General features: G+C 44.1%; 12 protein-coding genes and 1 tRNA gene. 6 read left to right on the top strand and 7 right to left on the bottom strand.

Features of this window, described 5'->3' with window-relative positions; translation table 11 throughout:
• Positions 1–203: 203 nt before the first annotated feature.
• Genes FN831_RS14125 through rhaT form a run of 4 tightly spaced genes read right to left on the bottom strand, consistent with a single transcriptional unit; the run spans position 204 to position 6,120 of the window.
• Positions 204–1,595 carry an FGGY-family carbohydrate kinase gene (locus FN831_RS14125; RefSeq protein WP_142528820.1) on the bottom strand — a complete coding sequence of 464 codons (1,392 nt, stop codon included), beginning with the start codon at positions 1,593–1,595 and terminating at the stop codon, positions 204–206.
• Positions 1,595–2,869, bottom strand: coding sequence for a TIM barrel protein (locus FN831_RS14120; RefSeq protein WP_142528819.1), 1,275 nt, complete (start codon positions 2,867–2,869; stop codon positions 1,595–1,597). The genes FN831_RS14125 and FN831_RS14120 overlap by 1 nt, the downstream gene beginning before the upstream one ends.
• 30 nt (positions 2,870–2,899) lie before the next feature.
• Entirely contained in the window at positions 2,900–5,020 is a 2,121-nt protein-coding gene (locus FN831_RS14115) for a bifunctional aldolase/short-chain dehydrogenase (RefSeq protein WP_142528818.1), read from the bottom strand.
• 23 nt (positions 5,021–5,043) lie between these two features.
• Positions 5,044–6,120, bottom strand: coding sequence for an L-rhamnose/proton symporter RhaT (rhaT, locus tag FN831_RS14110; protein ID WP_142528817.1), 1,077 nt, complete (start codon positions 6,118–6,120; stop codon positions 5,044–5,046).
• A gap of 287 nt (positions 6,121–6,407) precedes the next feature.
• Here rhaT and FN831_RS14105 point away from each other — a divergent pair, with 287 nt between their 5' ends.
• Positions 6,408–7,298 (top strand): helix-turn-helix domain-containing protein, encoded by an 891-nt coding sequence (locus FN831_RS14105; RefSeq protein ID WP_142528816.1) that lies wholly within the window; start codon positions 6,408–6,410, stop codon positions 7,296–7,298.
• 65 nt (positions 7,299–7,363) lie between these two features.
• On the opposite strand, the gene FN831_RS14100 is transcribed toward FN831_RS14105, so the two are convergent.
• Positions 7,364–8,581 carry an ROK family protein gene (locus FN831_RS14100; protein ID WP_142528815.1) on the bottom strand — a complete coding sequence of 406 codons (1,218 nt, stop codon included), beginning with the start codon at positions 8,579–8,581 and terminating at the stop codon, positions 7,364–7,366.
• A gap of 513 nt (positions 8,582–9,094) precedes the next feature.
• Here FN831_RS14100 and FN831_RS14095 point away from each other — a divergent pair.
• From FN831_RS14095 to eutC, 5 genes are all read left to right on the top strand, one after another.
• Entirely contained in the window at positions 9,095–12,109 is a 3,015-nt protein-coding gene (locus FN831_RS14095; protein ID WP_142528814.1) for a SusC/RagA family TonB-linked outer membrane protein, read from the top strand.
• A gap of 18 nt (positions 12,110–12,127) precedes the next feature.
• Positions 12,128–13,711, top strand: coding sequence for a SusD/RagB family nutrient-binding outer membrane lipoprotein (locus FN831_RS14090; protein ID WP_142528813.1), 1,584 nt, complete (start codon positions 12,128–12,130; stop codon positions 13,709–13,711).
• Positions 13,712–13,861: 150 nt separating this feature from the next.
• Complete coding sequence (gene eat, locus FN831_RS14085) at positions 13,862–15,211, top strand: ethanolamine permease (protein ID WP_142528812.1); 1,350 nt, start codon at positions 13,862–13,864, stop codon at positions 15,209–15,211.
• 2 nt (positions 15,212–15,213) lie between these two features.
• Entirely contained in the window at positions 15,214–16,593 is a 1,380-nt protein-coding gene (locus FN831_RS14080) for an ethanolamine ammonia-lyase subunit EutB (protein ID WP_142528811.1), read from the top strand.
• Between the two features lie 18 nt (positions 16,594–16,611).
• A complete protein-coding gene (gene eutC / locus FN831_RS14075) occupies positions 16,612–17,367 on the top strand; it encodes an ethanolamine ammonia-lyase subunit EutC (protein ID WP_142528810.1) in 756 nt (251 codons plus the stop codon).
• 1 nt (position 17,368) lies between these two features.
• Here eutC and FN831_RS14070 read toward each other — a convergent pair whose 3' ends face one another.
• Together FN831_RS14070 and FN831_RS14065 are read right to left on the bottom strand one after the other, a co-directional pair.
• Positions 17,369–18,910, bottom strand: coding sequence for an alpha-N-arabinofuranosidase (locus FN831_RS14070; protein ID WP_142528809.1), 1,542 nt, complete (start codon positions 18,908–18,910; stop codon positions 17,369–17,371).
• Between the two features lie 156 nt (positions 18,911–19,066).
• Positions 19,067–19,154: transfer RNA gene (locus FN831_RS14065), tRNA-Ser, on the bottom strand.
• Between the last annotated feature and the right edge of the window lie 36 nt (positions 19,155–19,190).

Here is a 19,190-nt window from a genome sequence, read left to right as displayed (position 1 = left end):
GGTGCCCATCTTAAACTACGATTAAAATGAAAAGTTTGGATCAATTCTATCCCCCATTAATTTATTTATCCACTGAGTCGGGATTTTTCAGCTTCTTATAGGCTGAGGAACTTATTTAAATTTATGTCAGATCTGAAAACTACACATAAACACTATAATTAGCAGGGCTACTTTACATAAGAAATAGTAGCCCTACTTTATGATCATAACGCCAGATCATTGTTTGAAGCGTAATACTTCAGTTCAATAATGTCGTTAGGCATTGGTTTGGTATTCCAGCATTTATGTATAGCCAATGCCGTTCCTATGGCGGTAGCCTGAGCCATTGAAGCAGCAAAAACTTCCATTTCCGGGAACATCATCGCCAGCAGGTTCATATAGATGGCGTTTTTACTAAACCCGCCGTCCACAAAGATCCTTTTCACCTTACTGTCTCCTATCACTAATTTTGTAGAAGCCAGCTGCTGCCGCGCGATATCCAGGATAAACTGGTGGTATGCTATTTTATCTGACGAAAAAGAATTCAAGTCACGGCTGATGAAAGCCGAGTCTTTGCTCCATACCGGAACTACCGGTTCGTTGCGGCTTTCCATTTCCCGCAGCAGGTCGTAAATAATTCCTGCATCATATTTCATGTTCCTGTACCGCCCGGGGCCCTGATTAAAATGTGAGGATATCCTTTTCAGCTGCTGCTCATGTTCATATCCCGCAAATATCCTGGAGGCCTTTACCGGCTTACCTTTATACTGCATATAAGAAAGACAGTCCTGCTCCAGCTCTTCTGGTTTCAGCGGCGAAGAATTAAAAGGATTAAGCGTGATACACCAGGTACCGGTGGAGATCAGGACAAAAGGTTCATGGAAATTGATCAGGTAAGGGATCAATGCAGCCGAGCTGTCATGCAGCCCCACGCCTACCTTATATTGATTTCCGGGAAACTCAGAGGGGAAAACCTCATCCCCGTCAACGATAGGGGCCAGCTTTTTATCCAGCCCCTCTTTTTTCACCCAATCGTGGTAATCATTTTTTGTAAAGTCCCACAGCTGTGTGTGGCAGCCAATACTGGTCAGGTCAGAATATTCTGCGCCCGAAACCAGGTAACTCAGGTACTGCGGCAGGTGGAGCGCATACTTCAGCTTTTTATAGACAGCCGGCTGCTCCTTTTTTAACCGGTACAGCTGCATGCCCGAGTTGAGGCTGTCCAGCACCGGGGATGCAGTAGCCGCAGAAATCGCATTTTCGCCGCCATATTTCTTGTAAAACTCCTTCTTGATATCTTCAGGATAAGCCTTTAGATAATTGTACAGTGGTGCCAGGGGTTTCCCATATTCATCAATATAGACGAAACTGGCGCCATAGGTAGAGAAGTTGATCGCCCTGATCTCAAACTCTTTCCTCCTGAGCACTTCACGCAGAGAATCATATACTGAAAGCCTTAGGCTTTCAAGGTTTTCACAAGGGTCACCATCTTCATCAAAGGTTTCTATGAACCTGGCCGACCGTTCAAAAACGATCTTATAATTTTCGTCGAAGAGGAAGATCTTTTTATTGGTCTTCCCCACGTCGAAAATTACAACTACTGGCACCGCACTCATTACAACCCTGTAGCTACGGTTTTCAGCCCTCTGTTAGCAATCAGGTTTTCCCTTACCTTCAGTTCGCGGTACAATTGTACCGGCTGTGCTGCTCCACCGCTTCTCAGCCTGGCTTCCTGAACAATTGCCCTTACATCGGTACGGAATGCGTCCTGCAGGATCTCCTGGCAGCGTACTACGTCATTTTCCTGTTGTGCAACAGTCAGGGCTGCTCTGTCTACCAGCAAAGCCTGTGTATATGAAATCATAATGGCGTCTACAGATTGCAGCAGATCCTCCAGAGGATCTTTTACATTGTGCGAAGCATCGATCATCCAGCCCAGGCCTGTGGCATGGTCTATACCTTTGGCGTCCATACCATCAACAAGTTCATTAAAGATCAGGAACAGCTGGTAAGGCTTCATGCTTCCTGCGGTAAGATCGTCATCTCCATATTTGGAATCATTGAAGTGGAAACCACCCAGTTTACCTTCCATTAATAAGAGGGATACGATCTGTTCAATATTCGCATTTGGCAAATGGTGGCCCAAATCTACCAGTGTATATGCTTTAGGGCCTAATTTGCTGGCATATAACAGAGACTGTCCCCAATCCCCTACCGTGGTAGAATAGAAATTAGGTTCAAATGCCTTATACTCTACAAATACTTTCCACGCATCCGGCAAAGCCGCATAGATCTCTTCAAGGCTTTCAAGTGTATTTTGAAAAGCCTTTCTGAAATTCAGCTGTCCGGGAAAACATGATCCATCGGCAAGCCATACTGTAAGCGCGTCAGACCCAAGGGCTACACCCTGACGGATAACCTCTATATTATGATCTATCGCCTGCTGGCGCACTGCTTTATCCACATGCTGTAAGGATCCGAACTTATAGCTCAGCTTTTGATCTGCCTGATCCTGAAATGTATTGGAATTCATCGCATCAAAGCGCAGGTTGTGGTGTGCAGCTAAAGATTTGATGGCATCATAATCTGTTGGGATATCCCATGGAATGTGCAAGGAGATGGCTCCGCTGGATTGGTTCAGCTTATGCAGTAAACCTATGTCTTCTATTTTCTCTTCGAGGCTGCGTGGTTCACCACCGCCGGAAAATCTTCCGAATCGTGTACCACCGGTACCCAAAGCCCAGCTTGGAATAGCGATCTGAAATTTGATCAGCTTACTGATCACCTCTTCTACCCTTGCATTTTCTGATGCAGCGAAACTAAATCTTTGCTTGTGAGTAGCGTCTAACTTCTCATTATGTGCATCAATCTGATATTTCTCTATTTCCATTGTCTTATTGTTATTGTATAAAAAACCTAATTATCTTACAAACGCCATAGCTACGCCGCCATCCACGTTCAGCACATTCCCTGTAGACTTGCTTAACAATCCGCCTACAAATACCAGACATGCATTGGCTATATCTTCCGGCAGAATAATCTTGTCAAGCAGTGTACGTTTTGCATAAAATGCAGGCAGTTCTTCCACTTTCACGCCATATGCTTTTGCACGACCCGCAGCCCAGTCGCCCTCCCAGATCTTACTGTCTGAAATTACTGCATCAGGGTTTACCACATTGACACGGATCTTATCTGCACCCAGTTCTGCCGCATTTAACCTGCTCAAATGTAGTTGTGCTGCTTTTGCCGATCCGTAACCTGCGTTATTAGGTCCTGATACCAGTGCATTTTTACTTACGATATTCAGGATATCACCGCCGATTGCCTGTTTGCGCATTACACCAACAGAAGCCTGGGTAACTTTGAACTGGCCTTTTACCAATACATCATATAATAAGTCCCAGTCTTTATCCGTATGTTCTTCAATAGGCTTAGAGATCGACAGTCCCGCACAGTTCACCACGATGTCCACTCCGCCAAAAGCTAAAGCAGCGATATGGAAAGCATTGGTAATATCATCGCCACTGGTTACATCAAGTAAGGCTGTAGTATAGGCATCTTTACCATACTGCGCTAAAAATTCAGCATCAGCTTTTTCCAAACGTCCGGCATCATTGTCGTTGATCACCACTACGGCGCCTTCATCTACAAATTTCTTTGCAATTGCTTTTCCGATACCACCAGCACTGCCTGTAACAAGTGCGATTTTACCTGAAAGTGCTTTTGGTTTTGGCATCCTTTGAAGTTTAGCTTCTTCGAGCAACCAGTATTCGATATTGAAAGCTTCCTGGCGCGGCAATGAAGTATATTCAGAAATCGCCTCGGCACCTTTCATTACGTTAATGGCGTTGGTATAGAATTCTGCTGCCACACGGGTAGTTTGTTTATCCTTGGAGAAAGAGAACATTCCAATACCAGGATATAAAATGATTACCGGGTTGGCATCACGGATAGCCGGGCTGTTGGGATGTTTGCAGGTTTCGTAATAATCCGTATACATTTGACGGTATGCTACAAATGCCGGTGCCAGTCTTTCTTTGAGTGCTGCAGGATCAGAAAGATCTTCATCAGGAGCTAACTCCAGTACCAGCGGACTGATCTTGGTTCTCAGGAAGTGGTCCGGGCAGCTTGTTCCAAGTGGGGCCAGCCTGTCCAGATCGTTGGAGTTGATAAACTCCAGTACGCGGGCGTCATCTGTAAAGTGGCCCACCATATGTTTTTCACTGGAGCAGAAACCACGAAGGATGGGTGCCAGTAATGCCGCCTGCGCTTCACGCTGGGATTTTTCTGGGCTGCCTATTTTTTGTCCCCCGAAAACCGGGCCTTTTTTGCCATAGTTTTCCTCAAGGTAGATTGCACATTTCTCGATTACCTCCAGGGTATTGATATAGCTTTCGTACGCGGTATCGCCCCAGGTAAATAATCCGTGAGATCCCAGCATAATACCGATGATCCCCGGGTTTTCATCCAGGCAGGCTTTGAGCTGCAATCCAAGATCGAATCCCGGTTTTTGCCATTCTACCCAACCTATTTTACCGTCAAACAGATCATGCGTAATCTGCCTGCCATCTTTAGCCGCAGCAATTGCAATCGCAGCATCAGGATGTAAATGGTCGATATGTTTAAAAGGCAGGAAGCCGTGTAAGGGCGTATCGATAGAAGGTGCTTTGGAATTCAGGTCGTAGATGCAATGGTTAAACAACTCTACCATTTCATCCTCCATTTCAATTCCTTTGTAGATATTTTTCAGGCTCCTTAAGCGCTCTACATATAAAGCGGCCAGGCCATTGCGTTTCAGGGTACCGATATCGCCCCCGGAACCTTTAATCCACATGACTTCTACGGTATCACCCGTCAGCGGGTCAATAGCATCGGCTTTGCAGGAAGTATTTCCGCCACCATAATTGGTCAGGCGAAGATCTGCTCCCAGCAGGTTAGAGCGATAAAGTAACAGGGCAACTTCGTCTCCTGCGAGCTTAGCGGCTTCAGTCTCGTCCCATAAATAACTTACGTGCTTAAAACGGTCTTTTTCGTCAGACATATCATTAATGTTTATAAATGTTACTATTTAATTGAGTTTCCATATCCAACAATCATGATGGAAATGATAATAAATAAAATACCTGCAAGAACGGTGTATAAGGTTTTTTTGCTTACTGCCGACCATTCTTTTAATACCAGTCCCCATACATTGGCCACCAGGATAATAAAGGCCATATGGAGAATCCATGAACTGGCACCATTGCCCAGCTTGCTTTCGCCCATTCCGTAGAAAAAGAACTGCAGGAACCAGGTCGTGCCCGCCAGTGCAGAAAAAATATAGTTAGCCAGCAGGGGCGTTTTTTTATTGGTATAATCGCTAAACGTTTTGTTACGCGCATTAAGTACCATACACCAGAACAAATTAGTTGTTAAGCCTCCCCAGAGGATAATCACATAGGTTACGTTGTTCTGGTACAGGAATTCTCCCTGTCCGGGATGCAGTGATTTCCAGATTGTGTTGGCTTCATTAGCCATATCCTTACCAGCATCGATACCAAAGGCAAAACAGGCACTTAAGATCCCTGAAACGATGGCTACAAAAAGACCGATCCCGATTTTAAATTCAGCACTTTCTTTCGTCTCCTGCTGTTTGGCAAGGTCCTTTTCTTTCATCATTCCGGCCCTGCCGCATAAAACGATCCCAAGCACACAAACCAGCAGTCCGGCAATCACCCATTGACCCCAGGGACTACTGATGATATGTGTAAAACTGTCTTTCCCATCTTTAGGGTTAAAATCATAGTATATAGACGGAAGCAAGGCCCCAAAAACAGAACTTAGCCCCAGAATGATAGAGCTGCCCAAAGAGACGCCCAGGTAACGCACGCCCAATCCATAGGTGAGTCCGCCGATGCCCCAGAGGAGACCAAAAAAATAAGTTAATGCTAAAATAGAACTGCTGGTATGGCTGATGATTTCTCCGAATGCCGGAATAGTAAGGTATGCTGCCAGTGGCGGAACGATCAGCCAGGAGAAGATTCCTCCCACGATCCAGTAACTTTCCCAGGCCCAGCCCTTAACTTTTTTGTAGGGGATATAAAAACTTCCGGAGGCAAACCCGCCGATAAAATGGAATATGACTCCAAAAATAATTTGCATAATTTTTTATGATATCTGGTTAGAAAAATATGACAAGTATAAAGCTTGCAATTGGCTTAACTGTACTTAACTGTCCTGCTCCGCAAACAGTTTTTTTAATTTTTTAATGGTTACCCGTTTTATGGAAGACCTGAGAGTTCACATTTGGTTTAGCTAATTTATCACTAATGCCTATGCCATGCCTCTATGTTTTGATATTTTAACTGTATATTTTGACAATAAGGGTGGATTCATAAATTCTTAGTAGATTTATTTCCGATTTCTGCAAGCAACCAATTATAAAACTGATGACCAATTACTACAAATATTTGCCGCTGAGTGCTGAAGATAAGAAATGGGGATTGTATGTCCTGAATGCAGGCTGTATCAGTACAGAACCGTCATCAAACTATCCCATCATTGCCCATCCGGCCGATTATTATTTCAACTGGAATAACGGCAGGATCCTGGATGAATACCAGTTTTTGTATATCACTAAAGGAAGCGGCATATTCGAATCAGACAGCTGCAAATATCAGGCGGTAAGGGCAGGAACGGTCATTGTGCTTTTTCCCGGCGAGCGTCACCGTTACAAACCCAACGAAGATACCGGCTGGGACGAATACTGGATTGGCCTGAAAGGAGAGATCATAGATAACCTGGTACAGAATGGCTTCTTTAAACCAGAGGCCCCATGTTTATATGTTGGGTTTAATGAACAGATTTTTAATCTTTTTGATACGATTATAGAGAAAACCAAAACGGAGATCAGCGGTTATCAGCCCCTGGTATCGGGCGCGGCCCTGCATCTGATGGGCAGCTTACATGCCGTGCTCAAACAAAGTTCAGTAGAACATGAAGACAGGGAAATCCTGGTGAATAAAGCCCGGCTGCTGTTTCGTTCAAATATTGACAAGGCATTTTCTCCAGAACAGGCCGCAGAAGAACTGCAGGTGGGATATTCATGGTTCAGGAAAGTATTCAAAAGTTACACAGGCCTTTCTCCGGGACAATATTGTATACAACTAAAGATTGAAAAAGCCAGGACGATGCTGTCAGACCCCAACCTGTCAGTCAAAGAGATCGCCTATACACTTAAGTTTGAGTCGAGCTTTTACTTTTCAAAGCTTTTCAAGGAAAAGACTGGCATCACACCAACAGCTTACCGGCAGCGTGCCCTGGGCTTACAAACGGCGTAAGCGTGTGTTGCCTGTTTAGTCGCGTTAAAAATTGCAAGCCCTGAACTGCATCAGGTAATCAGATGCTAACTGGCCTTATTAAGAGAGCCTATCTCTATTGCATTTAATTTATCACCCAGTGCTTTCCCAAAGTTCTCTACAATTAAAGCGGCGCCTCCGATCAGCTGGGCTTTATTATTTAAATCCGAAATCTTGATTTCCGTAAAATTGGTCAGTAAAGGTATACAATGTTCATTTATAGCCTGCTGAATAGGTGAAAGCCATAGCTTGCCCACCACGCTGCCCTTTCCGCTCAGTACAATTGCACTTGGATTCATCAGGTGGATCAGTATTGCCAATCCCTCCCCTACATGATAAGCTGCTTCAGAAATCAGTTTTACAGAAAACACATCCCCTTTAATTGCCTCATTGATGATTGCATCGGCATCAACGTCGGCATAATTAGACAAACTTGTAATCTGCCCATTGCTGATCCCCTCTTTTGCAATACCTGCTACAGCCACTAATGAGGCCTCGGTTTCCAGGCAGCCCCGTTTTCCGCAGTTGCATAGTTTACCATTTTTAAACAAAGGTATATGGCTGAATTCTCCTGCAAGCCCATTATTGCCCCTGAAGATTTTATTGTTAAGGATCATTCCCAGGCCAATTCCCCAGCCCAGATTAAGCACCATTACATTTTTCATATGGGCGGCCACACCAAATTTCTGTTCTGCAAGTGCAATTGCTGTTGAATCATTATCCAGAAAAACAGGAATGGACAGTTGCTGCTGCAGGTATCCTGCCAATGGCTGGCCCGCAACCTGCAGGTAGGTGTAGTTGATGCCGATCTCTGTATCAATAAAACCAGGCATGGTAATCCCGACCCCTAATATGGCAGATTTTGAAATATTACTGCTTTCAATAAATTGATTGATAGAGGAAATCAGCTGATCCGGCTTCAGCGTGAAAATATCAAATTCATACCTTATTATATCTGTTACAAAATTATTGTTCATATCTACTGCCACCATTCGTGCAGAAAATTGGTCCATCGCCACTGACACCAAATAATATGAATCAGAAATGAGGGAATAATTGAGGGGCTTACGTCCCCCGCTGGAGTTCGCAAGTCCCATTTCTTCTACAAATCCGTTCTTTTTTAATTCATTTAAGACCTTTATTGCGTAAGGTATGCTCTTTCCGATCATATTACTTACATCTGCACTGGTTAACAGCTTGTTATAATATAAACATTTGATCGTTTCGCTATTTGATACAAGCACTTTTGTTTTATTGAGAGACATAATTAGTGTAATTTATTTCTTGGCTAGAATTTTTAGAGGAAAATCACTAATCTTTTTAATTTTCTTAAAAAGATTACACAATTTACTAAAAAAAAGTTATTTTAGATTATTGTTTTGCATATAAAACGATTAACTATAAAACTAACTAAACGCTCATCTCTCCAATTCTTGGTTTTATTGAAAATCAGGAATAAATAATCGCAAAAAGCCGTTATTTTTTACAAAAAAAGATTATAAATACTGTTTTTAAAACGACAAAACGTTTTAAAGGCTTATAAACATCCCTAACTATCCAATTCGTACACAAAAACCCGTTAAAATGAAGTAAAAACAACAAAAATCCAGGCTCAGGGATTTATTTCAAATCAATATCATTCCTGTTGCAACACTTTTAATCTTGTACTTAAAGAAGTGAAACTGTCTATTCCTTGATATAAGTATAAGCGTCCTATTACGAGTGATTATTTTTTTCCTAACCAACAAACAAAAACTTAAACCCTAAACTCAAGTTTTATGAAAAGATTTTACATGCTTTTTGCATTATTTCAATTCTGCTGGTTTTGTGTAGCTGCACAGAACATAACAGTTACCGGAACAGTGCTCGACCCTACAAATGCCCCTCTTCCTGCTGTAAGCATTAAAGTGAGCGGTTCCAATACAGGAACGCAAACAAATGCAGCTGGAAAATTCTCTATCAGTGTGCCTTCCAATGGCTCAATAACAATTAGTTCTATCGGCTATGTAAGCCAGACCTTGTCGGTTAACGGGCGCACAACGATAAACGTAACCTTACTGGATGATGCTAAGTCATTGGAAGGCGTTGTGGTAACAGCACTGGGTATCACCCGTGCAAAGAAAAGTCTGACATACAGTACTACCTCAGTATCGGCAGAAGAACTGAACCAGGTAAAAGGCCCGAGTGTCCTGAATTCTCTTGCAGGGAAAGCTGCAGGTGTATTTGTTACGCAGGGAGCTGGTGGCCCGGGCAGTACGCCAAGGGTTGTTCTTCGTGGTAATAAATCAATTTCAGGAAATAACCAGCCGTTATACGTTGTAGACGGTGTGCCAATCGGTGGTTTTGCCGATTATAACCCGGAAGATATTGAAAACCTGCAGGTACTTCAGGGTGCTTCTGCTGCGGCTTTATATGGTAGCCAGGCAGCTAATGGTGTAATCTTAATCACTACCAAAAAAGGTAAATTAGGTGCTCCGGCAGTAAACTTTACTTCTACAGCTACATTTGACAATCCGGTATCTTTACCAGAAGTTCAGACATCGTACGGAAATGGTTCTTTAGGCGTAGCTCCTACAACACCAATTAATGATAGCTGGGGTCCAAAAATCACCAACGGATCTGACAAATACATTAAAGATTTCTTCCAGACAGGCCAGAATTATATCAATAGCGTATCGATCAGCAGCGGAACTGAGACTTCTAAACTCTATTTCTCTTATGCAAATACCGATGCTAAAGCGATGCTTCCGGGATACAAATTTGGAAGAAATAACATGACAGTAAGAGGTAGCACTCAATTATTCGATAACAAAATCGTTATTGAAGGTGGTATCAACTATATCCAGACAAAAACTACAAACAGAAACGAGTCTTCATGGTACAATAGCCCAATGTTTGGTTTGTATTTATTCCCGATGGGCGTAGACATCTCACAATATGCTGCAAATGGTGGTACTGTTTACAGTCCGACCAGAGGATTTAACGTTCAAAACTGGCCTTACATTAAAAATGAACACAGTTCTAACCAAAACCCTTACTGGATCCTGAACCACATCAACCGTGATGAACTGGACAACCGTACCAATGTAAACGGTTCCGTAAGATACAATATCACGGACTGGTTAAACTTAACCGGAAGAACAACTGTGAACAAATACAGCTATGATAATGATCAGCGCTATGGCGCAAGTGGTGACCCTACTTCGATTGGCGTGAACGGATCTTACAGAAAAGATGTGAACATCGGTCAGGATTTATATACCGACATCTTGTTGCAGGCTAACAAATCATTATCAAAGGATTTCACTTTAAATGCAACTGCAGGTTTTACCAATACAATCCTGACTTACCAGGCTATCGGTAACCGTACTAATGGTGCTGATAACACTTTATATTATGCAGATTACTTTTCTTTACAAGGCTTAACAGGAAACTACATTTCTGAAACTGAAAAAACAAAAAGGATCAGCAGATCTGTACTGGGTACTGCAACAATCGGCTGGAAAGACAGGTTATTCCTGGATGTAACAGCAAGAAACGAGTGGTCATCAACAACAGATAATTCTTTCTTCTATCCATCTGCAGGTTTAGCCTATGTTGCTAAACAATCTGCTCCGAACGACCTGCTTTCATTTGCAAAAGTTAGGGCAACGTATGCAGAGGTAGGTAACGCTTTACCATTCGGTGCAGCAGCCAGAAATTCAAACTACACAGTTAACCCTGATGAAAGTGTTAACGGAAGGGAAACACTTCCATTCTTCAGCGGTCTGGATACCATTAACCTTAAACCTGAGCGTACAAGATCTTATGAGGTAGGTGCTGAATTGCGCTTATTCCAGGATAAGTTAAACGTGAACGTAACTTACTATGATGCTACAACACGTGATCAGGTATTCAAAATTACAGCTCCTACAGGTGCTGGTGCCACAGAATTTTATATTAACGGAGGAACAATCCAGAACAGAGGTATTGAGGCTACTGTAAGCTACAATGCAAAACTTGGAAATGTAAGCTGGACCCCGGGTATCAATTTCACAAAAAACAAAAACAGGATCAAATCACTGAGTAACCTCTTAACGTCTGACCGTTTTGTACTGCAGAGTGGAAACAGATTAACCAATTTATACCTTCTTCGTCCGGGAAGCAGCTTGCTGAACGGCAGAGAATACGGTGCTTATGGTGATTTGTTTGGTAAAACTTACCAATACAATGAAGACGGATCACAGAAATTTGATCCAACAACAGGCCTTCCTGTCCTATCTGTACAAGCAGATCAGTATATCGGAAACGCAAATCCGGATTTCCTGCTGAACATGAACAACCAGTTCAAGTATAAAAACTTCAGTTTCTCTTTCCTGGTTGACGGCAGGTTTGGTGGTTTGGTATCGTCATCTACTCAGCAATGGTTAGACTACAAAGGTCTTTCTCCAAGAACAGCAGCTGCACGTGATGCTGGCGGCGTAATGGTTAACGGCCGATTAATTGACGCACAGACTTACTACAACTTCATTTCGGCAAGTGCTGATGCTGGCGCTGTTGCAACAGAATATACTTACAAATCGACTAACATCAGATTAAGAGAAATTGCAATTGGCTATACGCTTCCAACATTCAGCAAAGTGATCAAAAGTGTAAATATCTCACTTGTAGGACGTAACATCCTGTTCTTCTACAAGAAAGCACCATTTGATCCTGAATTGGCCTTAACTACAGACAACAACAGCCTGGGCTTTGAATCATTCCAGATGCCTTCTGCAAGATCTATAGGTGCTACACTTAGAGTAAATTTCTAATCCCTAAAAATTAAAGAAATGAAAAAATATACACATAAGATGAATTACAAGGTGTTCTTTCTCTGCATGTTAATGTTCGCAGCATCATCCTGTACCAAAGACTTTGATGGATTAAACACGGACAAAGGAGATATCTCTGATATAGACCTGCAAAAAGACGGTGCTGAGGCAGCATTCTTACTGCCTGTAATGATGAACAACATTGTTAAGACCACTCCGGATGAACAAACCCAGCAAAACCTGCAGGCAGAGTCTTACGCAGGATACCTGGAAGCCCCAAGTAACTTTTTAGGTAACGTAAATACGACAACCTATGTAACCAGGGGTATCTGGGAAAGTTCTTATACCATTTCAGTAAATGGCGTAATGAACAACTGGCTGACCATGAAAAGAAAAGGTTTTGATACAAAATATCCGGATTTATATGCTATTGCCCTGATCACGAAAGTTGCAGCAGGACAAAGACTGGTTGATACTTTTGGCCCCTTCCCTTACTCAAAATACGGAGATACTGCCGAGCCAGCGTTTGATTCGCCGGCAGCAGCATACGCTGCCATGTTCCTGGATCTTGACAAAGCCGTAGCCAATTTACAGGCTGCGGAAACTGCCGATCCGAACGCAGACCAGACACGTTTCAAGAAATGGGACAGATCTACCTTGCTTGGCGAGTATACCAACTGGATTAAACTTGCAAACACACTTCGTTTACGTATGGGAATGAGAATTTCTGTAGTAGATGCTGCCCTGGGAAAAACACAGGCAGAAAAAGCTGTTCTTGCTGCAAGCGGCGGTCTTCTGGATGCAACTACAGGATCATTCTCTGTATCTGCTCCAAGCGGAACAAACCCTCACTACACGATGACCAATGCATGGTCTGATACACGTATCTCTGCTGCAGTAGTAACTTACCTGCAGGGATTTGGCGATCCGCGCTTACCTGCTTACGTTCTTCCTGCAACTGACCCGGTTCTTAACGGTACTTACAGAGGAATCAGACCAGGTGTGGAAAGACCAACAAAATCTGTTTATGAAAACTATTCAAAATACAATGTTGCACAGGCAGCACCAATGAAAGTAGTTGACGTAGCAGAGAGTTACTTCCTGAAAGCAGAAGGTGTTTTAAGAGGATGGAACATGGGTACCGGTACAGCTCAGTCATTTTATGAAGCGGGTGTAAGAGCCTCTATCGCAGCAAACGGTGTTGCTGGTGCAGATACATATCTTCAAAGCACAAGCACTCAACTGGCATATGTTGATCCAAAACGTCCTGATTACGCAAGCGCACCATTAACAACAAATGTTGTAAAATGGGATGAAGGTGCTGCTTTTGAAACTAAACTTGAAAAGATCATCACTCAGAAATGGATCGCAGTATTCCCTGAAGGGACTGAAGGATGGTCAGAGTTCAGACGCACAGGATATCCTAAACAATATTTTATCATGTCGCCTCAAAATCCTGTATTGCCATTGGGAACATATATTAAACGTTTAACCTATCCTACAAGTGTGGTAACGTCTAGTCAGAATGCTTACAATGCAGCAGTTGCCGCTTATTTAGGTGGTGTAGAAAATGAAGCCACTAAATTTTACTGGATAAAATAATATCTGAAATTCAGATTCTGCTTTGAAGGGCTTGTCAGTAAATGACAGGCCCTTCTTTTTTGGATCATTTCATTGTTTATGAACCTCCTAATCCGGCAAAATTTCATTATATTTCTTGCTCTTTAGCATTCACCCAAACGCCTCCCCTTTATGACGAAATCCACTGCAGAGACCTTAAAAAGAACCTTAAAACCAATCCACTTATGGGGCATCGCTGTAGGGCTGGTTATCTCAGGAGAATACTTTGGATGGAACTACGGTTGGGGGGTAGCCGGCACTATTGGCTTTTTGATTGCTACACTGCTCGTCACCGTGATGTATGTTACCTTCATTTTCAGCTATACCGAACTCACTACCGCAATTCCCCATGCAGGAGGTGCTTTTGCCTATAGCTACAGGGCCATGGGGCCATTTGGCGGGCTGATTGCCGGCTATGCTACGCTGATCGATTTTCTGCTGGCCACGCCAGCCATTGCATTTGCCCTTGGCAGCTACCTGCATTTTTTGTACCCCTTGGTCCCCGTGCTGCAGTCTGCCCTGATCTTTAACGTCATCTTTATTTTTATCAATATCTCCGGCATCAAGGAATCCGCTGCATTTTCCATTTTTATTACTGTACTTGCCGTAGGGGAACTGCTGTTATTTATGGGTATCATCGCACCTCATTTCAAAGCAGTCAATTACCTGAGCAACCCCATGCCTTTTGGCTGGAAGGGAATATTTGCAGCCCTGCCCTATGCCGTTTGGTTTTACCTCGCTATCGAAGGGGTGGCCATGGTTGCCGAAGAAGTGAAAGAACCTGAAAAGAATATTCCAAAAGGCTATATCTCCGGTCTGGCTACACTCATGTTCCTGGCGCTGGGCGTAATGGTCCTTACGGGGGGGATTACCGACTGGCGTACCCTCAGTACGATCGACTATCCGCTGCCCGAAGCCATATCTGTAGTTCTTGGAAAGAACAGCAGCTTCACAAAGATCTTCGCCAGCATTGGCCTCTTTGGTTTAATTGCCTCATTCCATGGAACGATCCTGGCCTCGTCCAGACAAATCTTCGCGATGGCCAGAAGCGGTTATCTGCCGCAGGGACTTGCGAAGATCAATCACCGGTTTAAAACACCCCACTGGTCGGTTGTTGCAGGCGGCTTTGTCAGTTTCGCCGCATTGTTTACAGGCACTACCAGCCAGGTGATTATCTTATCTGTTCTGGGGGCGATAGTCATGTATATGATGAGCATGATCAGTCTTTTTATGCTGCGCAGCAAAGAGCCCGAACTGAAGCGTCCTTTCCGCTCGCCTTTTTACCCGGTGTTTCCGGCTGTAGCGCTGTTCCTCTGCACAGTCTGCCTGTTTGCCATTATTTATTACAATGTCGTGCTCACCGGGGTCTTCCTTGCCGGCATGGCTGTCGCCGTTCTGCTATTTATTATCAGTGGCAAACATAAAGAGAGAATTAACGATGATATCCTGCTTGAAAAAGCAATTGTAGTCCAGGCAGAATAATCATGAGCTATCAGCATACCATACGCCAGCGTGTTTACCAGTTCAGGGACCTCAAAGACCTGCTGGCAAAAGCATCTCCCCTGAGAAGCGGGGATACGCTTGCGGGCATTTGTGCCATAAGTTATGAAGAACGTGTAGCCGCACAGATCACCTTAGCAGATGTGCCGGTAAAGAATTTCCTGAACGAGGCCATTATCCCATATGAAGAAGATGAAGTTACCCGTTTAATTATAGACAGCCATGATCAGGAAGCATTTAAGCTGATTGCGCATTTTACAGTTGGCGAACTGAGAGACTGGCTGCTTAGCGATCAGGCCGGCACAGCGGTGCTAAACCAGCTAAAAACCGGTCTTACCCCAGAGATGGTGGCTGCAGTATCCAAGCTGATGCGAAATCAGGACCTGATCACGGTTGCAAAGAAATGCGAGGTAGTCACCCGTTTTCGCAATACCATTGGGCTTCCGGGCAGGTTTTCAACACGCCTGCAGCCTAATCACCCTACTGATGACCCTAAGGGTATTGCCGCAAGCATTATCGATGGCTTACTATATGGCAGCGGCGATGCGGTGATTGGTATCAATCCCGCCACTGACAGCCCCGCAGGTGTGACAAATTTGTTAAATCTGATCGATACCATCCGCCAGCAGTTTGATATCCCTGCACAATCCTGCGTACTGAGCCATATTACCACAACCATCGCACTGATCAACAGCGGCGCGCCGGTAGATCTCTGTTTCCAGTCTATTGCCGGTACCCAGCTAACTAACACCAGTTTTGGAGTTAACCTTTCCTTACTTGACGAGGCTTATGATGCTACCCTATCTTTAAACAGAGGCACATTAGGCCAGAACGTGATGTATTTTGAAACCGGTCAGGGCAGTTCACTGTCTGCGAATGCTCATCATGGTGTAGATCAGCAAACCTGCGAAGCAAGGGCTTACGTTGTAGCCCGCAAATATCATCCCCTGCTGGTCAATACCGTGGTTGGTTTTATCGGCCCCGAATACCTGTACGATGGTAAACAAATTATCAGGGCTGCACTGGAAGATCATTTTTGCGGAAAACTGCTGGGCCTCCCAATGGGTGTAGATGTATGCTATACCAACCATGCGGAGGCCGACCAGGATGACATGGATAATCTCCTGACTTTACTCGGCGTAGCAGGGTGCAATTTTGTAATGGGTATTCCCGGATCAGACGATATTATGCTCAATTATCAGTCTACCTCCTTCCATGATGCCCTCTATCTCAGGAAAGTCCTTGGTTTAAGGCCTGCACCTGAGTTTGAAGCATGGCTGATCAGACAGGGAATTACGGACGACCGCGGCAAAATCAGGCATACACAATTGATGATGAATAAATTAATAAATCACCTGTTTTAGCTGCTCAATCTGCCTGTTATGGAAAATACCCCGGTAAAGATCACAGATTCATGGGAATCATTAAAAGAATTTACAGCTGCCCGTATTGCTTTAGGCAGAGTTGGCGACAGCATTCCGCTGTCTGCATCGCTGGAGTTTAAGCTTGCCCATGCGCACGCCCGGGATGCTGTTTATTCTGAACTGGAGCCTACGACGCTGCTCAGCAGCCTGGCAGCTTTTAAAATACCCCTCCTCGAGATCCACAGCAAAGCAGAAAGCCGCCACCAATATCTGCAGCGCCCGGATCTGGGAAGAATACCGGATGTACAGTCTCTACAACTGTTAAAAGAACATTCCGGTGCATTTGATATCTCTCTGATCCTGGCCGACGGCCTGTCCGCAACCGCCATTAATACAAATGTGGTTCCACTGCTTGCAGCGTTGTTACCGATGTTAAAGGGGATGAAATACCACCTGGCCCCTATCTGCCTGGCCTCACAGTCGCGCGTGGCTTTATCTGACCATATTGCGCACACGCTGGGAGCCCGCTTAGCGCTGATGCTGATCGGCGAGCGGCCAGGACTAAGTTCTGCAGACAGTGTCGGTGCATACTTAACCTACGATCCAAAACCAGGGCTTACTGATGAATCACGCAATTGTGTGTCCAATATCAGGCCCGAAGGCCTGTCTTTTGAGCTTGCCGCCAAAAAGATCTTTTACCTGATACGCGAAGCATTCAGCAGAAAATTGTCCGGGGTAGAGCTGAAAGACAATGCAGGTTTACTGGAAGAGTGATTTATTTCAATTCCAGCACCACCAATGAAAAAGGCGGCAGGCTTACCGTAAGCATACTACCATTAAGAGACACGTCTTTGAAAATCACCGGCTGTACTTTATCCGGTTCCTCAAAGCTGTTACAGTCCTGCACCCGCTTTGAGGTCAGGATTCTTCCGGTAACTGTACTGAATTTCCTGCCTTTAAGATTAACCGTAGTTTTCTGTGTCTTTTTCGCATCAATATTGACGAGACTGATATGTGCTGCAAGATTAGCGTCTATAGAAGCCGATGCGGACACTGCAGGCAATTTGCCGTCACCAAGTACATATTTATTTGTTTGAATCGTCAGTGGCAGCAATTTCGCGTTTTGATGCACATTATACATCTCCATCACATGGTAGCTCGGAGTCAAGATCATTTTTTCCTTATCCGTAAGGATTACCGCCTGCAGCACGTTTACGCATTGCGCAAGGTTGGCCATCCGCACCCTGTCGGCATGATTATTAAATACATTTAACGTAACCCCCGCAATCATCGCATCCCGCATGGTATTCTGCTGATAGAGGAAACCCGGATTTGTATTTGGTTCAACGTCATACCAGCCGCCCCATTCATCAACAACCAGCCCTACTTTTTTCTTCGGGTCATATTTATTCATGATGGCCGAATGTCTTGCCACAAGTTCCTCCATCCATACCGCCTGCTTCATGGTTTTAAAGTACTGCGTTTCATTAAAAACGGATGCCGAACCCTTTTTCTCCCAGTCTACATAAGAATAATGATGCATGGCAATACCATCCAGCATATAGAGCGGCACACCTTTCATCAGTGTTTCTGTCCAGTGGTAATCATCATTTTTAGCCCCGGCAGCAACAAAAGACAGGTTATTTTTACCATCGTTGCGCATAAAAGAAACGTACTGACGGTACATACCGGCATAATACTCAGCAGTCATATGTCCGCCGCAGCCATAAGTCTCGTTACCAATCCCCCAGTATTTAACGTTCCAGGGCTTATCTCTTCCGTTTTGCCTGCGCATGTCAGACATCGGGCTTTTGCTGTCAAAGTTGGTGTACTGCATCCAATCCAGCATTTCCTGCACGGTTCCCGTCCCTACATTACCGGATAGATAAGGCTCAGTACCCAGCAGTTCGCACATATTTAAAAAATCATTGGTACCAAAGCTGTTATCTTCGGTGACATAACCCCAGTTGGTATTGACAATAGAAGGCCTTTTATCTTTGGGACCAACGCCGTCTTTCCAATGGTAGGTATCAGCAAAGCATCCGCCCGGCCAGCGGAGATTTGGAATTTTGAGTTTTTTTAATGCTGCAATAATATCATTTCGTACCCCATCCGTATTGGGAATAGTCTTATTAGCCTCCCCAACATAAAATCCATCGTAAATACAACGCCCAAGGTGCTCTGCAAAGTGCCCGTAGATATTTTTATTGATCGTTGTTTTAGCGGCCGTTGCGTCGATTGTAATTATATTTTGGGCAAATACACCGGTACCGACCAGCAAGCCTATACCTAAGAAGAGGCATTTTACTTTAACCATGAACGAGAGTTTTATGAGATGATCTGATGTTTAACAAAGACATATATCGATGTTATTCTCTCACAAAATAGGTAAAAATCTATGGAATTCAATACAAACAAAAAGCGCCCTGAACTTACGTTCGGGGCGCTTTTGTGTATTTTACTTTGCTTAACGCGGAGAGAGAGGGATTCGAACCCTCGATACCCTTTTGAGGTATACACACTTTCCAGGCGTGCTCCTTCAACCACTCGGACACCTCTCCATTACGGGGTTGCAAAAGTAGTATTTTTTTTGATTT

Origin of the sequence: Pedobacter westerhofensis, assembly GCF_900182595.1 — a bacterium.
In the GTDB taxonomy this organism is placed as follows: Bacteria; Bacteroidota; Bacteroidia; order Sphingobacteriales; family Sphingobacteriaceae; genus Pedobacter; species Pedobacter westerhofensis.
This window is presented reverse-complemented; position numbering and strand designations above follow the sequence as displayed.